Origin of the sequence: Streptomyces sp. NPDC053541, from assembly GCF_044544705.1 — a bacterium.
In the GTDB taxonomy this organism is placed as follows: Bacteria; Actinomycetota; Actinomycetes; order Streptomycetales; family Streptomycetaceae; genus Streptomyces.
Genome location: NZ_JBITXM010000003.1, coordinates 539051 through 560274 on the forward strand (window position 1 = coordinate 539051; position 21224 = coordinate 560274).

General features: G+C 75.4%; 24 protein-coding genes. 7 read left to right on the forward strand and 17 right to left on the reverse strand.

Annotated elements, in window-relative coordinates; genetic code table 11:
* Nucleotides 1–39: 39 nt before the first annotated feature.
* The 8 genes from ACIGW2_RS09625 to ACIGW2_RS09660 all read right to left on the reverse strand — a co-directional run bounded on the left by ACIGW2_RS09625 (nucleotide 40) and on the right by ACIGW2_RS09660 (nucleotide 6732).
* Nucleotides 40–798 (reverse strand): rod shape-determining protein MreC, encoded by a 759-nt coding sequence (locus tag ACIGW2_RS09625; protein ID WP_399842454.1) that lies wholly within the window; start codon nucleotides 796–798, stop codon nucleotides 40–42.
* Nucleotides 799–1002: 204 nt separating this feature from the next.
* Nucleotides 1003–2193 (reverse strand): globin domain-containing protein, encoded by a 1191-nt coding sequence (locus tag ACIGW2_RS09630; protein WP_399842456.1) that lies wholly within the window; start codon nucleotides 2191–2193, stop codon nucleotides 1003–1005.
* A gap of 80 nt (nucleotides 2194–2273) precedes the next feature.
* Nucleotides 2274–2720 carry an Rrf2 family transcriptional regulator gene (locus ACIGW2_RS09635; protein ID WP_356065676.1) on the reverse strand — a complete coding sequence of 149 codons (447 nt, stop codon included), beginning with the start codon at nucleotides 2718–2720 and terminating at the stop codon, nucleotides 2274–2276.
* Nucleotides 2721–2805: 85 nt separating this feature from the next.
* Complete coding sequence (locus tag ACIGW2_RS09640) at nucleotides 2806–3702, reverse strand: hypothetical protein (RefSeq protein ID WP_391651900.1); 897 nt, start codon at nucleotides 3700–3702, stop codon at nucleotides 2806–2808.
* Nucleotides 3703–3740: 38 nt separating this feature from the next.
* Complete coding sequence (locus tag ACIGW2_RS09645; RefSeq protein ID WP_356065680.1) at nucleotides 3741–4148, reverse strand: SHOCT domain-containing protein; 408 nt, start codon at nucleotides 4146–4148, stop codon at nucleotides 3741–3743.
* 174 nt (nucleotides 4149–4322) lie between these two features.
* On the reverse strand, nucleotides 4323–4778 hold the full coding sequence (locus ACIGW2_RS09650) for a peroxiredoxin (protein ID WP_399842459.1): 456 nt from the start codon (nucleotides 4776–4778) through the stop codon (nucleotides 4323–4325).
* A 94-nt stretch (nucleotides 4779–4872) separates the two neighbouring features.
* The gene (locus ACIGW2_RS09655) at nucleotides 4873–5466 is read right to left on the reverse strand and encodes a PadR family transcriptional regulator (RefSeq protein ID WP_391651898.1); all 594 of its coding nucleotides are present in this window, start codon (nucleotides 5464–5466) and stop codon (nucleotides 4873–4875) included.
* A gap of 51 nt (nucleotides 5467–5517) precedes the next feature.
* Nucleotides 5518–6732: an FAD-dependent monooxygenase gene (locus ACIGW2_RS09660; protein WP_391651897.1), complete on the reverse strand. Its 1215-nt coding sequence runs from the start codon at nucleotides 6730–6732 to the stop codon at nucleotides 5518–5520.
* A 208-nt stretch (nucleotides 6733–6940) separates the two neighbouring features.
* Between ACIGW2_RS09660 and ACIGW2_RS09665 the strand changes: the two genes are divergently transcribed.
* The 4 genes from ACIGW2_RS09665 (at nucleotide 6941) to ACIGW2_RS09680 (ending at nucleotide 10057) form a co-directional block, all read left to right on the forward strand.
* Nucleotides 6941–7447 carry a TetR/AcrR family transcriptional regulator gene (locus ACIGW2_RS09665; protein ID WP_391652453.1) on the forward strand — a complete coding sequence of 169 codons (507 nt, stop codon included), beginning with the start codon at nucleotides 6941–6943 and terminating at the stop codon, nucleotides 7445–7447.
* Nucleotides 7448–7523: 76 nt separating this feature from the next.
* A complete protein-coding gene (locus ACIGW2_RS09670) occupies nucleotides 7524–8033 on the forward strand; it encodes an SRPBCC family protein (RefSeq protein WP_391651896.1) in 510 nt (169 codons plus the stop codon).
* A 274-nt stretch (nucleotides 8034–8307) separates the two neighbouring features.
* Nucleotides 8308–9633, forward strand: coding sequence for an Ig-like domain-containing protein (locus ACIGW2_RS09675; protein ID WP_399842463.1), 1326 nt, complete (start codon nucleotides 8308–8310; stop codon nucleotides 9631–9633).
* A 37-nt stretch (nucleotides 9634–9670) separates the two neighbouring features.
* The gene (locus tag ACIGW2_RS09680) at nucleotides 9671–10057 is read left to right on the forward strand and encodes a CU044_2847 family protein (RefSeq protein ID WP_391651894.1); all 387 of its coding nucleotides are present in this window, start codon (nucleotides 9671–9673) and stop codon (nucleotides 10055–10057) included.
* Between the two features lie 36 nt (nucleotides 10058–10093).
* Here ACIGW2_RS09680 and ACIGW2_RS09685 read toward each other — a convergent pair whose 3' ends face one another.
* From ACIGW2_RS09685 to ACIGW2_RS09700, 4 genes are read right to left on the reverse strand one after another with little or no spacing between them, the layout of a single operon-like run.
* Nucleotides 10094–10909 carry an ABC transporter permease gene (locus ACIGW2_RS09685; RefSeq protein ID WP_391651893.1) on the reverse strand — a complete coding sequence of 272 codons (816 nt, stop codon included), beginning with the start codon at nucleotides 10907–10909 and terminating at the stop codon, nucleotides 10094–10096.
* Between the two features lie 40 nt (nucleotides 10910–10949).
* Nucleotides 10950–11885 (reverse strand): ABC transporter permease, encoded by a 936-nt coding sequence (locus ACIGW2_RS09690; protein ID WP_391651892.1) that lies wholly within the window; start codon nucleotides 11883–11885, stop codon nucleotides 10950–10952.
* A 9-nt stretch (nucleotides 11886–11894) separates the two neighbouring features.
* Nucleotides 11895–13094, reverse strand: coding sequence for an ABC transporter substrate-binding protein (locus ACIGW2_RS09695; protein ID WP_391651891.1), 1200 nt, complete (start codon nucleotides 13092–13094; stop codon nucleotides 11895–11897).
* 57 nt (nucleotides 13095–13151) lie between these two features.
* Nucleotides 13152–14219, reverse strand: a complete 1068-nt coding sequence (locus tag ACIGW2_RS09700) for an ABC transporter ATP-binding protein (protein WP_391651890.1) — start codon at nucleotides 14217–14219, stop codon at nucleotides 13152–13154.
* Nucleotides 14220–14402: 183 nt separating this feature from the next.
* Between ACIGW2_RS09700 and ACIGW2_RS09705 the strand changes: the two genes are divergently transcribed.
* Together ACIGW2_RS09705 and ACIGW2_RS09710 are read left to right on the forward strand one after the other, a co-directional pair.
* Nucleotides 14403–15188 (forward strand): FadR/GntR family transcriptional regulator, encoded by a 786-nt coding sequence (locus ACIGW2_RS09705; RefSeq protein ID WP_391651889.1) that lies wholly within the window; start codon nucleotides 14403–14405, stop codon nucleotides 15186–15188.
* Nucleotides 15142–16032, forward strand: a complete 891-nt coding sequence (locus ACIGW2_RS09710; protein ID WP_391651888.1) for a cache domain-containing protein — start codon at nucleotides 15142–15144, stop codon at nucleotides 16030–16032. The genes ACIGW2_RS09705 and ACIGW2_RS09710 overlap by 47 nt, the downstream gene beginning before the upstream one ends.
* Here ACIGW2_RS09710 and ACIGW2_RS09715 read toward each other — a convergent pair.
* Entirely contained in the window at nucleotides 16022–16354 is a 333-nt protein-coding gene (locus ACIGW2_RS09715; RefSeq protein ID WP_361576991.1) for a cupin, read from the reverse strand. The genes ACIGW2_RS09710 and ACIGW2_RS09715 overlap by 11 nt on opposite strands.
* Before the next feature lie 56 nt (nucleotides 16355–16410).
* Entirely contained in the window at nucleotides 16411–17637 is a 1227-nt protein-coding gene (locus tag ACIGW2_RS09720) for an MFS transporter (RefSeq protein WP_391651887.1), read from the reverse strand.
* 99 nt (nucleotides 17638–17736) lie between these two features.
* Here ACIGW2_RS09720 and ACIGW2_RS09725 point away from each other — a divergent pair, with 99 nt between their 5' ends.
* Nucleotides 17737–18630 (forward strand): LysR family transcriptional regulator, encoded by an 894-nt coding sequence (locus ACIGW2_RS09725; RefSeq protein ID WP_391651886.1) that lies wholly within the window; start codon nucleotides 17737–17739, stop codon nucleotides 18628–18630.
* Here the strand turns inward: ACIGW2_RS09725 and ACIGW2_RS09730 are convergent.
* The 3 genes from ACIGW2_RS09730 to ACIGW2_RS09740 are packed head-to-tail and all read right to left on the reverse strand — an operon-like array spanning nucleotide 18627 to nucleotide 21215.
* On the reverse strand, nucleotides 18627–19790 hold the full coding sequence (locus tag ACIGW2_RS09730) for an oxygenase MpaB family protein (RefSeq protein ID WP_399842470.1): 1164 nt from the start codon (nucleotides 19788–19790) through the stop codon (nucleotides 18627–18629). The two genes, ACIGW2_RS09725 and ACIGW2_RS09730, sit on opposite strands and share 4 nt — an antisense overlap.
* A 38-nt stretch (nucleotides 19791–19828) precedes the next feature.
* Nucleotides 19829–20920: a polyprenyl synthetase family protein gene (locus ACIGW2_RS09735; protein ID WP_399842473.1), complete on the reverse strand. Its 1092-nt coding sequence runs from the start codon at nucleotides 20918–20920 to the stop codon at nucleotides 19829–19831.
* Entirely contained in the window at nucleotides 20910–21215 is a 306-nt protein-coding gene (locus ACIGW2_RS09740; protein ID WP_391651883.1) for a polyprenyl synthetase, read from the reverse strand. The genes ACIGW2_RS09735 and ACIGW2_RS09740 overlap by 11 nt, the downstream gene beginning before the upstream one ends.
* Nucleotides 21216–21224: the final 9 nt, after the last annotated feature.

The following is a 21224-nucleotide window of genomic DNA, read 5'->3' on the forward strand; positions in this document are numbered from 1 at the left end:
TCCCTCGCCGCGGCGGGGGAGACGGGCCGGCGCGTGTCGTCAGTCCCGGCGCGCCGCGCCCGGGTGCCGGAGCGTCGAGGAGAGCAGCAGACCCGCGCCGCGGACCGTGCTCGTCGCCGGGTCGTTGGCCAGCCGCAGACGCGCCCCCAGGCGCAGCGCCAGCCGGGCCGTCAGGTCCATCCGCAGCGCGCCGCCGCCCGCGACCAGGACCCCGCGGCGCAGCGCGCCGAGCACCGCCCCGGTGCGGTCCCGCCGCCACAGGTCCCGCACCATCCCGGCGGCCGCGTGGACCATTGGGGCCGTCGAGCCGTCCCCGTCCGGCAGGTCGTCCAGACCGATCTCGGCGAGCCGCGCGTCCTGCACCCGGCCGTCGACCAGCAGGGTGACCTCGGTGAGCGCCGCGCCCAGGTCGACCACGAGCAGCGGACCGCCGCCCGCGGGACCGGCGTACGCCGCGGCCGCCCGCGCGCTGTGCACGGACACCACCCCGGCGGGGCCGAGTTCGGCCACCATCCGCCGGGCCGCCGCCCGCTCCTCGGGCCCGGCGAGCACCGGATGGCACAGCATCACCACGGTGCCGGCCCGGTCCTCGCCGAACGCCGCGTCGGCCACCTCGCGCAGCAGCCGCTGGTGCGGGACCGCGTCCGTGACCCGGCCGCGCGTGACCGGACCGCTCGGCACGTCCGCGAGCACGCCCGCCCCCGGTGCCCACACCCGGGTGCGGGAGCTGCCGATGTCCACGGCGAGCCCGCGGACCGCGCCCGCCGGCTTTCGCAGCGCCTGGTGCGCCAGGGTCATCGCCCACTCCTGCCGGTGATCATGAGGTGAATGCGCGGCTTCACTATGCAATATCCGGGTGGATTGCGCCATGGTGCCCGCGATCCGCAGGTGGCGCCGGGCTCCGGGCCGAAGATCGGGGTCCGGGGCCCGGCGCCCTGCCGGCCGCCCGGGCGAGCGGGCCGTGGGGGCCGTGGGGGCAGAGAAGGGGGCGGATGCCGGAGGTCAGGCCGCGGAGCCCAGCCACAGGTCGGGGCCGAAGACCTCGTAGTGGACGTCGGCCGCGGCGACGCCACGGGCGAGCAGGTCGCCGCGCACCGTGCGCATGAAGGGCAGCGGGCCGCACAGGTAGGCGGTCAGGCCCTCCGGCAGGTCCAGCGTGCCGAGGTCGACGCGGCCGGGGCGGGCGTCCTCCGTGTCGCCCGGCTCCTCGTACCACAGGTGCAGCGAGCCCTGCGGCAGCGCGCCGACCAGCCGGCGCAGCTCCTGGCGGTGGGCGTGGCCGGCGGGGGAGCGGTCGGCGTGGACCACGACGACCCGGCGGGTCGAGCCGGCGGCGGCCAGGTGGTCGAGCATCGCGAGCATCGGGGTGGAGCCGATGCCCGCCGAGGCGAGCAGCAGCGGCCCGTCGCCCTCGGGCAGCACCAGGTCGCCGAAGGGCTCGGACACGTCGACGCGGTCGCCGGGCGCGGCGTGGGCGTGCAGCCAGGAGGAGACCTCGCCGGCCGGGTCGCCGGCCACGCGCTTGACGGTGATCCGCCACTCGGGGCGGCCCGGGGCGGTGGACAGGCTGTACTGGCGGATCTGGCGGGCCCCGTCGGGGAGGGCGACCCGGACGCTCACGTACTGGCCGGGCCGGAAGGCGGCGGTGGGGCGGCCGTCGGGGTGGCGCAGCGTGAGGGAGACGGTGTCGGCGGTCTCCTCGTGCCGGGCGGCGATCTCCATCGGCTGCCAGACCTCGCCCTCGGCGACCCCGCGCTCCTGGTAGAGCCGGGCCTCCAGGGCGATCAGGGCGTTGGCCATCAGCCAGTACACCTCGTCCCAGGCCTTCGCGACCTCCGGCGTCACGGCCTCGCCGAGGACGTCGACGATCGCGGCGAAGAGGTGCTCGTGGACGATCTTGTACTGCTCGGAGGTGACGCCGAGCGAGGCGTGCTTGTGGGCGATGCGCGAGAGCATCACGTCCGGGCGGGCGCCGGGGTGTTCGAGCAGGGCGCCCGCGAAGGCGGCTATGGAGCCGGCCAGGGCCTTGCGCTGGTCGCCGGTGGCCTGGTTGCCGCGGTTGAACAGGTCCCGGAGCAGCTCGGGACGGGCGGCGAACAGCCCGGCGTAGAAGCGCTCGGTGATCTCGTCCAGGGCCCCGCCGACGGCGGGGAGGGTGGCGCGGACGACCGGTACGGACTGCTCGGACAGCATGACGTCTCCAAACTGGTAGATGATCTACGTATTTAACGGCGAGGGAAAACCGCCCCGGGGGCGGTTCGTGAACGGTGCGGTCAGTCGCCGGGCGGCCGGGCCGAGAGCGAGAGGAGCACCGGCCCGGTGGGGGACTCGACGAGGTCCGCGACGGTGAGCGGGTCGAGCGTGCGGTAGAACGCCTCCTGTGCCTCGCGCAGCGCGCCGCGCAGCCGGCAGGCGGTCCGCAGCGGGCACGGCGGATCGCCCTCGCAGGCGACGACCTCGTCGTCCCCCTCCAGGGTCCGGGTCAGCCAGCCCACCGAGGAGCGCCGCCCGAGCTCGGTGAGGGCGAGCCCGCCGCCGCGGCCCCGGCGCGCCTCGACCACGCCGAGGTGCTGGAGCCGGGTCACCACCTTCGCCATGTGGGCGTAGGGCACGGCCATGGACTCCGCCACCTCGCGGGTGGTGGGGGACTCGTCCTGCCCGGTGACCGCCAGGCGCATCACGGCACGCAGCGCCAGATCGGTGAATTTCGTCAACCGCACGCCACGACCGTAGCAAAGGCGCATTTCGGAGTCGTATTCAGGGGGCCTGTGTCCGCCAGGGTGCCCGGCGTCCCCGGGCGTGCCCCTATGCGTGCCAGCGGCGCCACTGGCGCTGGGCCCACCAGGCGCCGACCCCCACCGAGCCGGCGATCAGCACGATGCCGAGCACCGGCCAGCGGTCACCCGCGATCCGCACGTCCGCCAGCAGCACCACCAGCACCCCCGCCACCGGCACGAGCAGCGACACCGCGGCCCGCAGCAGGGCCAGGACCATCTCCGCGTCCAGCCGCGAGGCGCGCCGCGGGGCGGACCGGCCCGCGTAGAAGACCGTCGCCCGGTCGAGCAGCTGGAGGGTGTTCCGGCGGTACGAATAGGCCAGGTACGGCAGCCACACCAGCGGCGCCACCAGGCCCACCAGGAACACCGCGCCCGTCAGCGCGTACTGCCCGAACCGCGCCAGCCGGCCCGCGCCGTCGCCGGACGGCGTCAGGACGCCGAGCAGCCGCGCCATCCGCAGACTCAGGGACCACAGCGCCGCGATCCGCCCGGGCCGCGCCCGGGATCCCCCGGGGTCCTCCCCGTCCCGCGCGGCGAGCGCGGCCCGGGCGGCGTCGGTGTCGGCGTACACGCCCTGGAGGACGAGGAGTTCGGCCGCCCGCTCGGGGTCCCGGGGGTCCCGGCCGGTCAGCGCGGCCAGTTCGAGCACCGTGCGCGCCTGCGACAGCAGCGCCGCGCAGAACGCGAACGGCACCAGCGGCAGGAACGGCCCCCCGACGAACGCCCCCTCGGCCGCCGCCTTCCGGGTGCCGCGCGCCACGGTGCGGGCGTGCAGCTCCTCGGCCGAGGGCTCCGGTCCGGCGGCACGCATGCGCCGCACCGCCCGGTCCGCTCCCGGACCGAGGTGGCGCGGCGCGAACGCGGCGAGCACCTCCGGCAGCCTGCCCGGCTCGGCCGCCGCCGCACGCAGCAGCGACCGGGACATCCGGGCCGGCCGGTCCTCCGGCTCGCCCTCCGGACGGCTCAGGACAGGACCTTGGCCTTCGCCTTCTCGAACTCGTCGTCCGTGATGGCGCCCCGGTCCCGCAGCTCCGCGAGCCGGGCGAGTTCGTCGACCCCGCTGCTCCGGGTGCTCCCGGCCGGGGCCGTGCCCGCGGTCTTGCGGATGTAGTCCTGGAACGCCGCCTCGGTGTCCTTGGCCTGCTTCAGGTCCCGCTGGGTCATGCCCTTGCCGCGCGCGATCACGTACACCAGGACGCCGAGGTACGGCAGCAGGATCACGAAGATGAGCCAGCCCGCCTTGCCCCAGCCGCTCATCTCGTGGTCGCGGAAGATGTCCGTGACGATCTTGAACAGCAGGAACAGCCACATGATCCAGAGGAAGAACCAGAACATGGTCCAGAACAGGTTGAGCAGCGGATAGTCGTCCATTCCGAAACTCCGTTTCCCGCGAAGCCGTGAAGGCCTCGCACAGGAGCGAGTCTCGCCGAGCCCCCGGCACCCCGCACGTCGTGACCGGCTCCGGATGCGGCCGCCCGGCCGCCGTGTTCGGATGGGACGCGTTCCGCGCGCGCCGGGACCGGCGCGCCCGGGACCGGGGGTGTCTCAGGCCTCGCGGGCGCGGAGCGCGGCGAGCGCCTTGTCGGCGTGGGCCGACATCCGCAGCTCGCTGCGCACCACTTCGAGCACCCTGCGGTCCTGGTCGATGACGAAGGTGACCCGCTTCGTCGGCGCGAGCGTGAAGCCCCGCTTCACCCCGAAGCGGTCACGGATCTCGCCGGACGGGTCGGAGAGCAGCGGATAGCCGAGCGAGTGCCGCTCGGCGAACTTCTGCTGGCGCGCCACCTCGTCGGTGCTGATCCCGACCGGCTGCGCCCCGACCGCCCGGAACTCGCCCGCGAGGTCCCGGAAGTGACAGGCCTCGGCGGTGCAGCCGGGGGTGAGCGCCGCCGGGTAGAAGAACAGCACGACGGGCCCGTCCGCCAGCAGCCCGGACAGGGAACGGGGCCGGCCCGTTTCATCCGGAAGGGTGAAGTCCTCGACCATCTCACCGACGTTCATGCCCGCGGACGCTACCGCACGGTAGCCGCCCACGTCACCCGCCTCCTCCTCGGCCCCTCCTCGGCCCCCTCCCGGGCCCCTTCCGCCGGACGGCTCAGCGGGCGGCGGCCGCCCCGGCACCGTCGGCGCCCTGCCGGTCCCCGCGCGCGCCGAGGACCGCGAGGGTCCGCTCGCCCCAGCGCACGTTCTCCTCCTCGAAGGCCATGCCGCGCAACAGCGTCAGATACGGACCGACCCGCTCGGACTCGCGGAGATAGGTCTCCTCGTCCCGCCCGTCGAGCATCCGCTCGCGCATCCGCTCGTAGCGCGCGAGCTTCCCCCGCGCCGCCTCCATCCGCTCCCGCACGTGTTCGCGGACGGCCGCCGTGTCTCCCGCGTCGCACGCCTGGACCTGCACGAGGAGGTCGTCGCGCACCGCCGTCGGCTTCGGCTGGTGCGCCGTGTACGCGAGGAGGTCGGCGAGGCCCGCCTCGGTGAGGGTGAACATGCGCTTGTTCGGGCGGCGTTCCTGCTGCACCACCCGGGCCGCGATCAGACCGGCCTCGGAGAGCCGGTCCAGCTCCCGGTAGAGCTGTTGCGGCGTGGCCGCCCAGAAGTTGGCCACGGACACGTCGAAGAGCTTGGCCAGGTCGTACCCCGACGCCTCGCCCTCCAGGAGAGCCGCCAGGACCGCGTGCTTGAGAGACATCCGGACAAACTAGCAGTCCGTTGAATAGGTTCCGCCACACCTATTCACCCCTCACCGCTCGCGAAAAGCGCTGGTGAGGGGCGGGGTCCAGGCGGCGTGCCGGAGGATCGCGCGGACCGCCGCGCCCGACGGGGCCAGCCGCAGCAGCCCGTTGCGCAGCGGCACCGCGAGCGGGTGGCTCAGCTGCTGGCCCATGCGCCCGGCGCGGCGGGCCGCCGCGGCGACCTCCGTGGTGCGCGGCCGGCGCACCGCGTCGTAACGGGCGAGCGCGGCGCTCACGTCCGTCGCCCCGTCGAGCTCGGCGGCCAGCACCACCGCGTCCTCCAGGGCCTGGCAGGCGCCCTGGCCGAGGTTCGGGGTCATCGCGTGCGCGGCGTCGCCGAGCAGCACCACCCGGCCCGCGGTGAAGGAGGGCAGGGGCGTGACCAGTTCGGTGACGTCGTGGTGCAGCACCGCCTCGGGACGGGTCGCGGCCAGCAGCTCCGGCACCGGCGCGTGCCAGTCGGCGAAGCGCCGGCGCAGCACGGCGAGCGGATCGGCGGGGCGCACCCCGGCGGGCGCGTTGAGCACCGCGTGCCACTCGGCCCGCCCGTCGGCGAAGGCGATGTGCCCGAACTCCACCCCGCGTCCCCAGGTGATCTCGAAGTCGGTCCGCAGGTCCAGCGGGCGGTCCGTGATCGCGCGCAGCACCGTCGAACCGCTGTACTCCGGGCCGGGGTGTGCGGGGAACAGGGCGCCGCGCAGGCGGCTGCGGACCCCGTCGGCGGCGACCACCAGGTCCGCCTCCAGGACCTCCGGCGCGGCCCCCGCGCCGTTCCCCTCGGCGGCCCCGTCCTGGCGCAGCTCCACCCGGGCCTTCCCGCCGCCCGGGAGCGTGGTGGCCGCCGTCGCCGTCACGCCGGTGCGCGGGGCCGGGTCGCCCAGCGCCTCGCGGAGCAGCCGGTGCAGCTCCGCGCGCGGGATGCCCACGATGGGGGAGCCCAGGGCGCGTTCGAGTGCGGCGCCGTCCATCCGGGCCAGCCAGCCGCCGTCCGGGGTGCGGGTGCCGCCGGTGTACTGGCCGCGCCCGGCGGCCCGTACGGCCGCGCCGACCCCGAGCGCGTCGAGCGCGCGGATCCCGTTGGCGGCCAGGGAGATCCCGGCACCGGCGTCGGCGAGCTCCGGCGCCCGGTCGAGCACCGTCACCTCCCAGCCGGTCCTGCGCAGTCCCACGGCGGCGGCGAGCCCGCCGATCCCGGCGCCGACGACGACGGCGGTGCGTCCCATGTGCACTCTCCCTGTCCGAACATGCCGGCCCCGGGGTTCGGCCCGCGACCGACATGAGCCTTCTACATCTGTAGAAGGCTAGCGCCACCCTCTACAGGTGTAGAAAGAGGGGGTGACCTCCGAGAACCCCGCCCCCGCGCCCGGCGCGCCACCCGCCCGCCGCACCCTGCTGGCCGACGCCGCCCTCGGCGTCCTCGCCGACGCCGGGATGCGCGGCCTCACCCACCGGGCGGTCGACGCCGCCGCCGGACTGCCGGCGGGCACCACCTCCGCGTACTTCCGCACCCGCTCCGCGCTGCTCACCGCCCTGGTGCGGCGGCTCGTCGAGCTCGACCAGGCCGAACTGGCCGAGGCCGCCGCGCGGGCCCCCGTACTCCGGACGGCCGAGGACCTCGTGCACGGTCTCGCCGCGCTCGTCGCGGCCCGGACGGGCGGCGACGGGCGCCGTCGCTCCCTCGCCCGCTACGCCTGCGTCCTGGAGAGCGTGCGCGACCCCGAACTGCGGGACATCCTGGTGCCGAGGGAGAACCCGGGACGCGACGCCGTACGGGCCTTCCTCGCCGCCCGGGGCGTGGCGGACCCCGAGGCGCGCACCCTGACCCTGCTCGCCTGTGTGGACGGACTCGTCCTCGACCGGGTGGTCGCCGGTCCGGACGCGACGGACGACGGGACCGGGGCGATCGAGGGACTGGTGGCCGCGGCCCTCCGGCCGTGACCGCGCGGACGGCCGGACCGGGGCCCGCCCGGCGTCCCGGCCCCGCCGACCCCATGTCAGCAAGGGAGCAGCCCCGATGGACAGCAGACACGGCGGCGACCGCGGCAGCGCGGCGTTCGTCTACACGACGTACATCCGCACCACGCCCGAGGAACTGTGGAAGGCGCTCACCGAGCCCGGGCTGACCCGCCGCTACTGGGGCGTGGCCTTCGAGACCGACTGGGCCGTGGGGTCGACCATGGTGTGGGACGAGGGCGGCCGCACCACCGCGGACCCCGAGCAGGTCGTCCTCATCTCCGAGCCCGGCCGGATGCTCTCCTACACCTGGCACACCTTCACCCCCGAGTGGGCCCGGGCCGTCGGCATCGGCGAGGAGACCTACGCCCGGCTCGTCGACGAGGGGCGCTCCCGGGTGACGTACACCATCGAACCGGCCGGGGACATGGTGAAACTGACCGTCGTCCACGACGACCTCGCGCCCGGCGGCACCATCCGCGAGCTGGTCGCCGAGGGCTGGCCCGCCCTGATCTCCAGCCTGAAGTCGCTCCTGGAGACCGGCGAGGAACTGCCCGAGGTCCCGCGCTAGCCCAGCCCAGCCCGCCCCCGCCCCGCGCCCGCCCCCGCCCCGCGCCCGCCCCCGCCCCGCGCCCGCCCCCGCCCCGCGCCCGCCGCCGCCCCGCGCCCGCCGCCGCCCCGCGCCCGCCGCGCCCCTGCCCCGCGCCCGCCTCCGCCGCCCGCGTTGGTGCTTTCGAGTCGTCTCGTGCCCCTCTCGCACGCCACGCCCGGTCGGTTGATCATCTTTTCCGCCCCCGATCCGTTTTGATGCGAGCCGGGACGAGGAGAAGGGGACGGTGTCCGACGTGGTGTCACGCCGAAACGTCAAGGGGTGGAGCGCGCTGTCCGTCGCCGTCGGCGCGGTCCTCGCGCTCAACGCGGCCCAGCCGGCCTCCGCCGGCCGCACCGTCGCCCCGGCCGGCGCCGTCCTCCTCTCGCTCGGCACCTGCCCGGCCGCCGGAATGTGCACCGCCGCCCGGCGCGACCTCGTCCCCGACGGGCGCCGGCTCGACCTCGACCGGACCGCCGCGGCCGCACCCGTCGACCTGGCCCTGCGCACCGCCGGACGGTTCGCCGACGTCACGGTCACCGACCGCGCGGGCCGCCGGGTCGCCGGGACCGTGAGCCCCGACGGCGCCCGCTGGAGGAGCGTCGGCCCGCTCGCCGCCGACGGGCGCTACACCGCGCGCCTGCTCGTCGAACGCACCGCCGGCGGGCGCCGGGTGCTGCACCGCGCCGGCCTCGCCCTCACCACCCCGGCGGCGCCCCGCGGCGAACGCCTCACCGCCGAACTCGGCCCGCGCCCCGGCACATACGGCGTCGGACAGCCGCTCACCGCCGAGCTCAGCCACCCCGTGCCGGCCACCGATCCCGAGGCCCGCCGCGCCGTCGAACGCGCCCTGCACGTCAGCTCCGTGCCCCGCGCCGACGGCGCCTGGCACTGGGTCGGCCCCACCACCCTCCACTACCGCCCGCGCGGCTACTGGCCCGCGCACGCCACCCTCACGGTCCGCAGCTCCCTGGACGGCGCGCACATCACCGGCGGCCTCTACGGCGGGCCCTCGGCCCCGCTCACCCTCACCACCGGCGCCCGGATCGAGGCCGTCACCGATGTCGCCGCGCACACCATGACCGTGCTGCGCGACGGCGAGGTGGTCCGCACCATCCCGGTGACCACCGGCAAGGCCGGCTACCGCACCCGCGGCGGCGTCAAGGTCGTCCTCGGCAAGGAGGCCACGGTCCGGATGCGCGGCGACTCCATCGGCATCGCCCGCGGCAGCGGCGACTTCTACGACCTCAAGGTCCGCTGGGCCACCCGGGTGACCTGGAGCGGCGAGTACCTGCACGCCGCGCCCTGGTCGCTCGACGCCCAGGGCAGCGAGGACGTCAGCCACGGCTGCACCGGCATGAGCACCGAGGACGCCGCCTGGCTGTTCGCCACCGTCCGCGAGGGCGACATCGTGCGGGTCGTGAACGGTTACGGGGAGGAGATGACCCCCTTCGACAACGGCTACGGCGACTGGAACCTCAGCTGGCCCGAATGGCGGCGCGGCAGCGCCCTCGCCGCCGCGGACGCCGGCCCCGGAACGGGCTCCGGGGCCCCCGAAGGGGTGCTGACGCCCGCCCTGTGACGTACCGGCAGAACGATCGAGACGGAAGGAGCCGCCCATGACCGGGACGGCGAACGAGATCGCGCGGGTCGCCCTCGACGGCGGGGTGCTCTACGTGGAGGCACGGCCCCTCGACGGGCCGGGCGAGCGCACCGGGGAGCGGGAGGGCCCGGCGGGCAGGGACGACGACCTGGAGGGCCTCGGCGGCGGCCGGGTGCCGGACCTGTCCGGCGTCACGGCCGCGCTCGCCTCCTTCGCCGGCCAGGTCGGCGACGCCCTCCACCGGGCCGCCCCGGACCGGGCCACCGTCGAGTTCGGCTGCCAGCTCGGCCTCCAGGGCGGCCGACTCACCGCCCTGGTCGTGCAGGGCACCGCCGACGCCAGCCTGCGGGTCACCCTGGAGTGGCACCGCGACCGGCCCGGACCGCACCCCGTCCCGGTGTGACGGGCCCCGGGCGGCGACCGGGCGGCGGCACCGGACTCAGACCCGCCCGCCGCCCGCCGTGTCCGAGGACAGCCGCTGGGCCGCGTAGATGGGGAGCACCGACAGCAGCACCAGGAGGGCCGCCACCACGCTCACCACCGGCGCCTGCTGAGGCCGGGTCATGTTGTCGAAGATCCACAGCGGCAGCGTCTGCACCCCCGGGCCCGCGGTGAAGGTGGTCACCACCACCTCGTCGAAGGAGAGCGCGAAGGCAAGCAGCCCGCCCGCGAGCAGCGCCGACCGCAGCAGCGGGAAGGTGACGTCGAGGAAGGTCCGGAAGGTGTGCGCGCCCAGGTCCATCGCCGCCTCCTCGTACGAGCCGGGCAGCCGGCGCAGCCGCGCCACCACGTTGTTGAAGACCACCACGATGCAGAAGGTGGCGTGCCCGACGACGACCGTGAACAGCCCGAGGCCGACCCCGAGCGGCTCCAGGACCACCCCGAAGGCGGAGTTGAGCGCGATGCCGGTGACGATCCCGGGCAGCGCGATCGGCAGCACCACGGCGAAGGACACCGCCTCGCGCCCGAAGAAGGAGTGCCGCTGCACGGCGAAGGCGATCAGGGTGCCGAGCACCAGGGCCACGGCGGTCGCCGCGAGCCCCGTCCGCACCGAGGTCCACAGCGCCTCGCGGGCCCCGTCGTTCTCCCAGGCCGCCGCCCACCACTTCAGGGTGAGCCCGGGCGGCGGCCAGCTCGCCGAGCGGTCCGGGTTGAGCGAGCCGACCAGGACGAGCACCAGCGGCAGGTAGATGACGGCGAAGCCGAGCCCGGCCGCGGTGCGCAGCGCGATCCGGGCGGGGCGGGAGAGGTTCATCGGGAGCGGTCCTTCCACAGCTGACGGTTCGGCGGCCGGGTCACAGGCTGCGCAGCGCCCCGGTGCGCCGCACCGCGAGCAGGTAGAGCACGATCACGGCCACCGGCACGGTGCCGAGGGCGGCGGCCAGCGGCAGGTCGAGCGTGACGTTGGAGTAGACGAGGTTGCCGATGAGCTGGGTCGTGCCGCCGACGATCTGCACGGTGATGTAGTCGCCGAGGCTGAGCGAGAAGGTGAAGACCGAGCCCGCCGCCATCGCCGGCCACACCATCGGCAGCACCACGGACAGGAAGGTCCGTCCGGCCCGCGCGCCGAGGTCGGCCGAGGCCTGGAGCAGGCTGTCCGGGAGCTGTTCGAGCGCGGTGTGCAGCGGCAGGATCATGTACGGCAGCCAGAGGTAGGTCAGCACCAGGACGGTGGCGGTCAGCCCGTACCCGGGCCCGTGCAGGCCCAGTGGCCGCAGGGCCCAGTCCAGCGGTCCGCCCTCGGACAGGATCAGCCGCCACGCGTACACCTTGACCAGATAGCTGGCCCACAGCGGGGTGAGGATCGCGACCACAAGCAGCGGGCGGCGGCGCGGGTTCGCCACCCGCGCCGTGTAGAAGGCCAGCGGGAAGGCGATGACCGCGCACAGCAGGGTCACGGCGAGCGCGACCCCGACCGTGCGCAGGGCGACCGTCCGGTAGAGCGGCGAGCCGAACAGCTCCTGGAAGTTCCGCGTCGACCAGACCCGCACCACCTCGGAGGTGAAGGAGTCCGTGGTCCAGAACGCGGAGAGGAACAGCGCGGCCAGCGAGCCCAGATAGGCGAGCACCAGCCACAGCAGCGGCGCGGTGAGCAGCGCCGCGAGCCGCAGCCGGGGCCGCCGGTGCAGCGCCCCGGCGAACCGCCGGACCGAGGCGGTGGCCCGGTCGGCGGCGGTCCGGCGGTCCGCGGCGGGGCGCGGCGGCGCGGGCGAGGGGGAGAGCGCGGTCATGACGGCGGTTCAGCCCTTGATCTCGTTCCAGGCCCGCACCCAGGAGGCGTACGGCACGCAGCGCACGTCCGTGCGCCCGTCCAGGCACTGCTCGATCGGGGTGGTCCAGAAGCGCACCTTCTTCCAGTACTCCTCGTCGCTCGCGTGGAAGGTGGCGCAGTGGTCCTTGGCGGCGGTCTCCGCGCAGGACTTGGCGTTGGCGGGCGCCTCGCCGAAGTACTCGGCGACCTGGGCGTTGGTCTTCGGCGAGACGATCCAGTCGAGCCACTTGTAGGCGCAGGTGGGGTGCTTGGCCCTGGCGGACACCATCCAGGTGTCGGACCAGCCGGTGGCGCCCTCCTTCGGCAGCACGGCCTCGACCTTCGCGCCCTCCGCCTTGGCGAGGTTGGCGATGACCTGCCAGCTGGTGCCGACCACGGAGTTCCCGCTCTTGAAGGCGGAGATCTCCTTCAGGTAGTCGCTCCAGTACTCGCCGACGTGCTCCCTTTGCGCCTTGAGCAGCGCGACCGAGGCGTCGAACTGCTTCTTGTCCAGCGCGTACGGGTTCTTGATGCCCAGTTCCGGCTTGGTGGCGGAGAGGTAGAGGGCGGCGTCGGCGATGTAGATGGGGGAGTCGTAGGCGGTGACCTTGCCGGTGTGCGCGGAGGCGCCGTCGAAGACCGCCGACCAGGAGTCGGGGGCGGGGCTGACCTTCGTGGTGTCGTACATCAGGAGGTTGGCGCCGCGGCCGTGCGGGATGCCGTAGGCGACGCCCTTGACCGAGTTCCACTCCTGGTTCTTCAGGCCGGCGAAGACGTCCGCGTAGTGCGGGACGAGTGCGGTGTTGACCGGGGCGGCGTCGCCGGAGGCGATCAGGCGCAGCGAGGCGTCGCCGGACGCCGAGACCGCGTCGTACTGGCCGGTCTTCATCAGGGCGACCATCTCGTCGGAGGTCGCGGCGGTCTTGGCGTTCACCTGGCAGCCGGTCTGCTTCTCGAAGGCGGAGACCCAGTCGACCTTCGGGTCGTTGGAGCCGTCCTCGACGTAGCCGGCCCAGGCGATCAGGTTGACCTGTCCCTCCGGGGCGCCGAGGGCCGTCGGTGCCTTGAGGGACGGCGGGTTGAGCCCGCCGGACTTGCCGGTGCCGGCCGGGTCGGCCGAGCCGCAGGCGGTGACGAGCAGCAGTCCACTGACGGCCGCGGCGGTCAGGAGCGAGCGGTGCAGACGCACGGGGGTCCTCCGTTGCGTGGTGGGGACGGGCAGGGGGAGCGGGGGTACGGGGAGGGCTTACGGTGCCGCCGGGGCCGGCACGGCGGGCTCGGCCGGGTCCGGGACCCGTACCGCGTGCTCGGGCCGCCAGCGCAGCCCGACCCGGGCGCCGCGGAAGGCGGCGAGGTCGGCGGCCGAGGTCTCCAGGTTCTGCCGCACCGCGGTGAGCCGGCCGCCGGCGTCGAGGTCGACCAGGAAGCGGGTGGCGTCGCCCAGGTAGACCACCTCGGCGACGGTGCCGGAGGCGCCCGTCAGGCCGGGCCCCGCGGGCTCGTCCGGGTCCGTGACGACCCGGATCTTCTCGGGCCGGATGCTGTACGTGCCGGGGGCGCCGACCACGGTCCGCGCGGCCGCGCCGCGCAGCAGGTTGGAGGTGCCCACGAAGCCGGCGACGAACGGGGTGGCCGGGCGTTCGTAGATCTCGCCGGGCGGGCCGACCTGTTCGATCCGGCCCTGGTGGAAGACGGCGATCCGGTCGCTCATGGTCAGCGCCTCCTCCTGGTCGTGGGTGACGAACACGAAGGTGATGCCGACCTGCCGCTGGATCGCCTTGAGCTCCACCTGCATCTGCTCGCGCAGCTTGAGGTCGAGGGCGCCGAGCGGTTCGTCGAGCAGCAGGACCCGGGGGCGGCCGACGAGCGCGCGGGCCAGCGCCACGCGCTGGCGCTGGCCGCCGGACAGCTCGGCCGGGCGCCGCCGCCCGTAGCCCTCCAGGCGCACCTGGGCGAGGGCCGCTCGGGCCCGCACCAGGCGCTCCGCCTTGGGGGCGCGGCGCACCTTGAGTCCGTAGGCGACGTTCTGCTCCACCGTCATGTGCGGGAAGAGCGCGTAGTCCTGGAAGACGGTGTGGACGTCGCGCTCGAAGGGTGCGAGCCGGGTGACGTCCCGGCCGGCCAGCTCCACGGTGCCCGCGGTCGGGGCCTCGAAGCCGGCGATCATCCGCAGCACGGTGGTCTTGCCGGAGCCGGAGGGGCCGAGCATCGAGAAGAACTCGCCGTCGGGTATCTCCAGGTCGACCCCGGCGACCGCCTCCGTCCGGCCGTAGCTCTTGCGCAGTCCGGAGAGCCGGATCGCCATTCCCTCCATGGCCGGGAACCTTTCTGGTGGGTCGGGGCGTTCTGTCGAACGGAGGTAAAGCTATGAAGTCATAGTTCAAATCTCAAGACCCCCGTAAGGTAAAGCCTGAGTCAACGCGTGAGCGTGAGGTGGTGCAGCGTGAGGCCGGACGGCAGACGGGGCGCGGGCGCGCGGGGGAGCGCCCGCACAGCCGTGTTCACCCCTGTCGACACCCGTGCGCGGGTCGACACCGTCGTGCGCCGGATCGGCGACGCCATCGAGCTCGGCCTGCTCGCCGACGGCGAGCAACTGCCCGGCGAGACCGAGCTGGCCGGACAGCTCGGCGTCTCCACCGTCACCCTGCGCGAGGCCCTCATGGCCCTGCGGCAGCAGGGCCTCGTCACCACCCGCCGCGGCCGCGGCGGCGGCAGCTTCGTCACCGTCCCCGACGGCCCGCCCGAGGACCGCGTCCGGGCCCGGCTCGCCGACTGGTCCACCGAGGAGCTCCGCGACTTCGGTGACCACTGGGCCGCCGTCTTCGGGGCCGCCGCGCTGCTCGCCGCCCGTCGCACCGACCCCGCCGAGCTGCGGCAGCCCGCCCGCACCGTCGAGGAGTTCGCCACCGCCGAGGACCCCGCCGCCCGCGGCCGGCTGCACGGGCGCTTCCACGTCGAACTCGCCGCCGCGGCCCAGTCGGCCCGGCTCACCCGCGAGGAGATCGCCCTCCAGGCCGAGTTGGGCGCCCTCCCGGTCCTTGTCCTGGACGATCCGGGGTATGTCTCCCGCGTGGCGGATCGTCACCGCTCCGTGATCTCGGCCGTGCGCGACGAGGCCGACGAGCGGGCCAGAATGCTGGCCGAGGAGTGCGTACGCGAGACCGTGGGCCGACTGGTCGCCCTGCGGCTCGCACCGCCCACCCGCGCACCCGAGCCACCTCCCGAGGAGGACACCGATGGCCAGGACCACCGGGCTCGCCCGCCCCGACGGGGCGGCGCCTGACGCGCCGTCCGCCGTCCCGCCCCGCCTCGACGGCGTGCCCGCGCAGCCGCGCGGCGCCACCCGCCCGGCCGCCCCCGGACTCGCCCCGGACCCGGTGGCCGACCGGGTCCGCGCCACCCTGGACGGCGTCTTCGCGGCCGTCGCCGCCACCGGCGAGGAGACCGCGGCCCTGCTCACCGCGGCCGCCGCCGAGGGCCGCCGGCCCGGCCGGGAGGACCTCGCCGTGCTCCGCCCCGGGCTCCACGAGCGGCTCGGCGGCCTCGTCTCCGGCATCGGCTTCGTCGCCGCGCCCGGCCTCCTCGCCGACGTGCCCGCCTGGCTGGAATGGTGGCAGCGCGGCCCCGACGGCACCGTCCGGCCGCTGCTGCGCGACCTGGACCCGGAGCACTCCGCCTACGCCGACTACACCCACTGGGACTGGTACGCGCTGCCCCGCGAGACCGGCCGCCGGGCCGTCGCCGGGCCCTACGTCGACTACCTCTGCTCCGACGAGTACGGCCTCACCCTCTCCGCACCCGTCCACGTCGGCGGCGCCTTCGTCGGCGTCGCGGCGGCCGACGTCTATCTGCGGCACTTCGAGGCGGCCGTGCTGCCCGTGCTCCAGGCGCTCCCCGTCCCGGCCCGCCTGGTCAACGCCCGCGGCCGGGTCGCCGCCTCCACCGACCCGGCCCACCTCGCGGGCTCGCTCACCCGGGGCCCGGACTTCGCGGCCGTCCTCGACGGGCCGCCGGCCGTCCACCACCACGACGGCCTGCTCCTGACGCCCTGCCAGGGCACGCCGCTGGTGCTGGTGACACCGGAGGCGGGCGCCCTCCGGCCCCGGCCGGAGCGGCTCAGTCGTTGACGGCGGTCAGCAGCACCACCGCGTCGTCCAGGGCGGTCAGACCGTGCCGCTCCTTGGGGATCATCTGGAGCTGCCCCGCCGCCAGCTCCTCCGACCGCCCCGAGGCCGTCAGCTCCACCCGGCCCCGGAGCACCTGGAGGCTCGCGGCCGGCGGCGCGTTGTGCTCGTCCAGCGACATGCCCCGGATCAGCGCGATCACGCTCTGCCGCAGCACCCCGTCGTGCACCACCAGATGGGCGCTGCGGCCGTGCGCATCGGCGCGCGCCTTCTCCAGGTGCTCGTCGACCAGGGCCCCGAGGTCGAAGGCTACGGGCTGCTGCATGGCGTCTCCCTGCAAGGTACGCGGACCGGTGTACCCAGCCTTGCGCGAACCGGGCGTCACGCAACTCGGGGCCGCCGCGCCCCGGCCACCAGACCGACCGCCGTGAACCCCGCCGCCGCGGCCACCACCGCCGTCCAGCCGTACGCCCCGTACAGCCACGCCGCCGTCAGCGAACCGAGCGCACCGCCCGCGAAGGTCGCCAGCATGAACACCGTGTTCACCCGCGCCGCCCCGGCCCCGCCGAGCCCCAGCACCCGCGCCTGGTTCGCCACCTGGCAGGAGCTGGTGCCGAGCACCACGAGACCGGCGCCCACGACCAGCGCGGCGGGCGAGACCGGCGCCAGGCCCGCGACCGCCAGACCGAGGCCCACGCAGCCCAGCGCCCAGCGCCCGACCGGCCCCGCGCCGTGCCGGTCGGTCAGCGGCCCCGCGCCCGCCGAGGCCAGCGCCGCCGGCACGGTGAGCAGCCCGAACAGGCCCGCCGCGCCCGGTCCGTACCCGAGCGGCGGGGCGGCCAGCTGGAACACCAGGGCCGCCCAGAACACGCTGTACGCGGCGAACACGCACGCGCCCCGCAGCGCCGACACCCGCAGCGCGCGGTGCTCGCCGAGCAGCCGGGGCAGCCCGGCGAGCATCCGGCCGTACGGGACGCGGGGCCGGTCCGCCGCCGCGAGCCGCTCGGGCAGCGCCCGCGGCAGCACCCACAGCAGCGCCGCCGTCGCGGCCGCGGCCAGCAGATAGGCGGCCCGCCAGCTCCCGGCGGCATCGGAGACCGCGCCCGCGACCGTACGGGACAGGGTGGAGCCCAGCGTCAGGCCCAGGCCCACCAGGCCGACCACCCGGCCCCGCCGCTCGGGCCCCGCGAGGGCCGCCGCGACCGGGGTGAGGATCTGCGGCAGCACCGTCGTCGTCGCCAGGGCCAGGGTCGCGAGGACCAGCGTCACGACGTTCGGGGCCGCCGCCGCGACGAGCAGGGCCGTGGCGGTCAGGGCCAGGAGGAGACCGGTGAGCCGGCGCAGCCGCGCGGTGTCGGCGAGCGGCACGAGCAACAGGATGCCGAGTGCGTACCCCAGCTGCGCGGCCGTGGCCACCAGACCCGCCGTCCGGTCGGAGACCGCCAGCCCGCGGGCGATCGCGGCGAGCAGCGGCTGCGGGAAGTAGAGGTTCGCCACCGTCACCGCCCCGGCCACGGCCAGGACGAGGACGTTCGGGGGAGCCGGGGCCGGCGCGGGGGCACCGGGGCGCGCGGACGCGCGCGGGCGGAGGAGGGGGAGCGGGGTCACGCGTCGAGACTCCCCCGGGCCGCGCGGGCCATCAAGGTGCGACAATGCAATCGGCGTTGAGCAGGGCTCAACGATCGGAGGCGATGTGGAGGCGGACCGGTGCTCGAACGGCACGAACTCGAGGCGTTCCTGACCCTCGGCGAGGAGCTGCACTTCGGCCGCACCGCCGAACGCCTCGGCGTCTCCACCGGCCGGATCAGCCAGATCGTGAAGAAGCTGGAGCGGCGCGTCGGCACCCCGCTGTTCGCCCGCACCAGCCGCAGCGTCGCCCTCACCCCGGTCGGCCGCCGGCTCCACGAGGAGCTGCGCCCCGCGCACACGGCGATCCGGGCCGCCCTGGAACGGGCCACGGCCGCCGGGCGCGGGCCGCTCGGCGCGCTCCGGGTCGGCTTCGGTTCCCCGTGGGGCGGCGAGCTGCTGACCGCCGCCGTCGACGCCTTCCTGGCCCGCCACCCCGGCTGCGCGGTCACCCTGCGCGAGGTGCCGGTGGACGCCGGGACCCGGCCGGTGGAGGCCGGCGAGCTGGACGTCCAGTACGTGTCCCTCCCGGTGGACGTCGCCGGACTGGTGGGCGGCCCCGTGCTGGTCCGGGAGGAGCGGGTGCTGCTCGCACCGGTCGGGCACCCGCTGTCCCGCCGCGCCTCGGTGGGCCTGGAGGACCTCGCCGGGCAGACCCTCGTCACCACGGGCCGTTCCCGGTCCCGCGCCTGGCGCGAGGCCCACTACCCGACCCGCACGCCGTCCGGCGCCGTGATCCACCACGGCCCCTCGGCCGGCACCTGGGAGGAGGTGCTCTCCCTCGTCGGAGCAGGTCACGGCCTCGCCCCGGGCGCGGCCCGCGGCGCCCGCTACCACCCCCGGCCCGGCATCGCGTACGTGCCCTTCCACGACGCACCGGCCCTCGACTACGGCCTGGTCTGGCCGGCCGCCGGTGAGAACGCCCTCGTCCGCGCCTTCGCCGGGACCGCGGCCGCCCTCCGCGAGACCCCTTAGGTTTCGAGCACGGCCGGCGGCGGGCTCCAGCGGCGTGCGCGGTTCACCGTCGACGAGACGCCGTAGTCCTTCTTCAGGTGCTCAGGGATCGCGTAGTGCATCACCCGGCCCCGGGTCAGCGAGGACAGCTCGAACACCGTGGTGAGGTGCCCGAGCCGGTCGAGCAGCCAGGCGCCGAGCGGCGAGTGGTCCTCGACCGTCTCCAGGACCCCCAGCAGGTGCGGGACCGCCTTCACCACGGTGTCCCACGGGGTGCGCGGCACCTCCAGCCAGTCGGCGCAGGTGTCGCCGACGAGATGGCGGATCAGGGCGGAGACGATCGGGTCGAAGAAGGTGCCCGGCACCACCTCCTCGTACAGCTCGATCAGCTGCCGGGTCAGCAGCGAGCCGTCCGCCGAGGGGCCCATGTGCCGCAGCATGTAGAGGTCGAGGAAGCGGCGCGCCTCGTCGAGGTCCTTCGGCACCGCCTCCTGGTCGACCCCGAGCACCGCGCCCACCACCCGCCAGGCGTAGTAGTAGGCCTCGGCGCCCTCCGTGGACATGTGGATGCCGAGCCGGTGCAGACTGTCCAGGACCAGCAGGGAGAAGAACATCTGCCCGCCGATCATGTCCTCCTGACAGATCGGCACCCCCAGCGCCGCGGTGTCCCAGCGCCCCTCCCGGCGCAGGTGGTGGCGGATCGAGGCGTGCAGCAGCCGCACCTTCTGCGCGGCGGGCACGAAACGGCCGCCCGCCTCGAAGGCGTCCGGCCGCATCAGGTACAGCGTGAACTGCCCGGTCTCCGCCATCCGCTTCGAGGGGTACTTCAGTCCGTGCGTCGTGGCCAGCAGCTTCGCCACGTGCGGGACGAGATAGCAGGCGGGCATCGAGGCGAAGGACAGCGCCGTGGTGATGTGCACGTCGTTGTCGGTGAAGAAGAGCCGGGCCTTCTCCATCTCGCCCCAGTCCACCCAGGACGGCGCCGCCGCGGTGGCGTGCAGGTACTCGCGGGCCACCTCGGGCAGCCCGTCCGGGAGCGGGGCGCCGGCCGTGGAGACGTACCGCATCAGCGTGTTGAACTTCCCGACCTCCCCGCGCTCGAAGAGGGTGGCGACGGTGGCGTCGGCGAGCTCGTCGCCGGCCAGGCGCAGGGCGTCCATCGACGCCTCGGTGGGGATCATGCGGACTCCTTCGGAGCGGGGGGAGGAAAGCGGGTTTCTCAGTGCAGCCGGGCCGAGGCCGAGTGGGCGAGCGAGGTGAGCGCGGCGACGGCGGCGGGCGGCGCGTCGAGCCCGTCGAGCGCACCCAGGGCCTCGTCGACCCGGGCCGCGATCATGGCCTCCACGCGCTCCGGCGCCCGCAGTCCGCGCATCAGCGCGCGCACCTCGTCCAGGCCCTCGTCCCCGCCCGGACGGCCGCCCGCACCGTCGCGCGCGCCGGCCCCCTCGCCGGCGTCGAGCAGCGCGGTCAGCCGTCCACGCTGGACCGGGTCCGCGAGCCGCCAGGTCTCGGCGAGCAGCGCGGTGGGCCGCCGGCCGCGCAGGTCGTCGGCGTTGGCCTTGCCGGTACGGGCCGGGTCGCCGAACAGGCCGAGCAGGTCGTCCCGCAGCTGGAACGCCTCCCCGAGCGGCAGCCCGTACGCGGAGTAGCCCTCGCGCAGCCGCGGCGCGGCCCCCGCGAGCGTGCCGCCGATCAGCAGCGGCTGCTCCACCGTGTACTTGGCGGTCTTGTAGCGCACCACCTTCAGCGAGGCGGCGGTGTCCGGCGCCGCGCCGGTGCGCAGGATCTCCAGGCACTCGCCCGCGACCAGGTCCCGGGCCAGCGCCGCCCACAGCGGACGGGCCCGCGCCAGATACGCGGCCGGCAGACCGCTGGTCACGAACAGCTGGCCGGCCAGTGACATCAGCAGGTCCCCGACCAGCATCGCCAGCGAACGGGCCGCCGCGTCCGCCCGCGGATGGTCCGGCACGGCCGCGCGCAGTGCCCGGTGCGCGGTGGGCCGGCCGTGCCGCAGCGGACTGGCGTCGATCAGGTCGTCGTGCACCACGGCCGCCGCGTGCACCAGCTCCATGGACGCCGCCGCGCGCAGCAGGGCCTCGCTGTCCGGCTGCCCGCCGCCGCGCCAGCCCCAGTAGCAGAACGCCGCCCGCAGGCGCTTGCCCTGCGCGACCGCCGCCTCCAGCTGCGCGGCGACCGGCCCGAGGGCCGGATCGACGTCCACCAGGAGGTCGGCCTCCTCGGCCACGAAACGGTGCAGCACCGCGTCGATCCGGGCCCGGAAGGCGCCCGGCTCCCAGGCCTCAGTCGTCATCGCCCCGGCCCGCGCCGGCGCCCGCACTCGCTCCCGGGTCCGCCCCGCGCCGGCGCAGGACGTGCTGCGCCAGCACCTCCAGATGCGCTGGCGGCACCGTCGCGTACCGGTCGAGGGCCAGCCGCCCGCGCGCCAGCAGCTCCTGCTCGGCGTCCCCGACCAGCTGCGCCGTGTCGGAGCGCCGCAGCAGTCCCCGTACCGTGCCGAGCGCCGAACCCAGCGTGCTGACCGCCAGGTCCGCGAGCCCCGCCACCAACAGCACCGCCTGCTCGTCCCTGCCGCTCTCCCGTGTCACACCGTTCCC

Bases quoted from the DNA above. Each gene is read 5' to 3' on its own strand.
- ACIGW2_RS09650 (WP_399842459.1), bottom strand. From the start codon at position 4,778: ATGAACGTCGGTGAGATGGTCGAGGACTTCACCCTTCCGGATGAAACG.
- ACIGW2_RS09670 (WP_391651896.1), top strand. From the start codon at position 7,524: ATGGACAGCAGACACGGCGGCGACCGCGGCAGCGCGGCGTTCGTCTAC.
- ACIGW2_RS09630 (WP_399842456.1), bottom strand. From the start codon at position 2,193: ATGCTGTCCGAGCAGTCCGTACCGGTCGTCCGCGCCACCCTCCCCGCC.
- ACIGW2_RS09710 (WP_391651888.1), top strand. From the start codon at position 15,142: ATGGCCAGGACCACCGGGCTCGCCCGCCCCGACGGGGCGGCGCCTGAC.
- ACIGW2_RS09715 (WP_361576991.1), bottom strand. From the start codon at position 16,354: ATGCAGCAGCCCGTAGCCTTCGACCTCGGGGCCCTGGTCGACGAGCAC.
- ACIGW2_RS09665 (WP_391652453.1), top strand. From the start codon at position 6,941: ATGCGCGGCCTCACCCACCGGGCGGTCGACGCCGCCGCCGGACTGCCG.
- ACIGW2_RS09685 (WP_391651893.1), bottom strand. From the start codon at position 10,909: ATGAACCTCTCCCGCCCCGCCCGGATCGCGCTGCGCACCGCGGCCGGG.
- ACIGW2_RS09625 (WP_399842454.1), bottom strand. From the start codon at position 798: ATGACCCTGGCGCACCAGGCGCTGCGAAAGCCGGCGGGCGCGGTCCGC.
- ACIGW2_RS09735 (WP_399842473.1), bottom strand. From the start codon at position 20,920: ATGACGACTGAGGCCTGGGAGCCGGGCGCCTTCCGGGCCCGGATCGAC.
- ACIGW2_RS09655 (WP_391651898.1), bottom strand. From the start codon at position 5,466: ATGTCTCTCAAGCACGCGGTCCTGGCGGCTCTCCTGGAGGGCGAGGCG.
- ACIGW2_RS09680 (WP_391651894.1), top strand. From the start codon at position 9,671: ATGACCGGGACGGCGAACGAGATCGCGCGGGTCGCCCTCGACGGCGGG.
- ACIGW2_RS09700 (WP_391651890.1), bottom strand. From the start codon at position 14,219: ATGGAGGGAATGGCGATCCGGCTCTCCGGACTGCGCAAGAGCTACGGC.
- ACIGW2_RS09640 (WP_391651900.1), bottom strand. From the start codon at position 3,702: ATGTCCCGGTCGCTGCTGCGTGCGGCGGCGGCCGAGCCGGGCAGGCTG.
- ACIGW2_RS09645 (WP_356065680.1), bottom strand. From the start codon at position 4,148: ATGGACGACTATCCGCTGCTCAACCTGTTCTGGACCATGTTCTGGTTC.
- ACIGW2_RS09690 (WP_391651892.1), bottom strand. From the start codon at position 11,885: ATGACCGCGCTCTCCCCCTCGCCCGCGCCGCCGCGCCCCGCCGCGGAC.
- ACIGW2_RS09660 (WP_391651897.1), bottom strand. From the start codon at position 6,732: ATGGGACGCACCGCCGTCGTCGTCGGCGCCGGGATCGGCGGGCTCGCC.
- ACIGW2_RS09730 (WP_399842470.1), bottom strand. From the start codon at position 19,790: ATGATCCCCACCGAGGCGTCGATGGACGCCCTGCGCCTGGCCGGCGAC.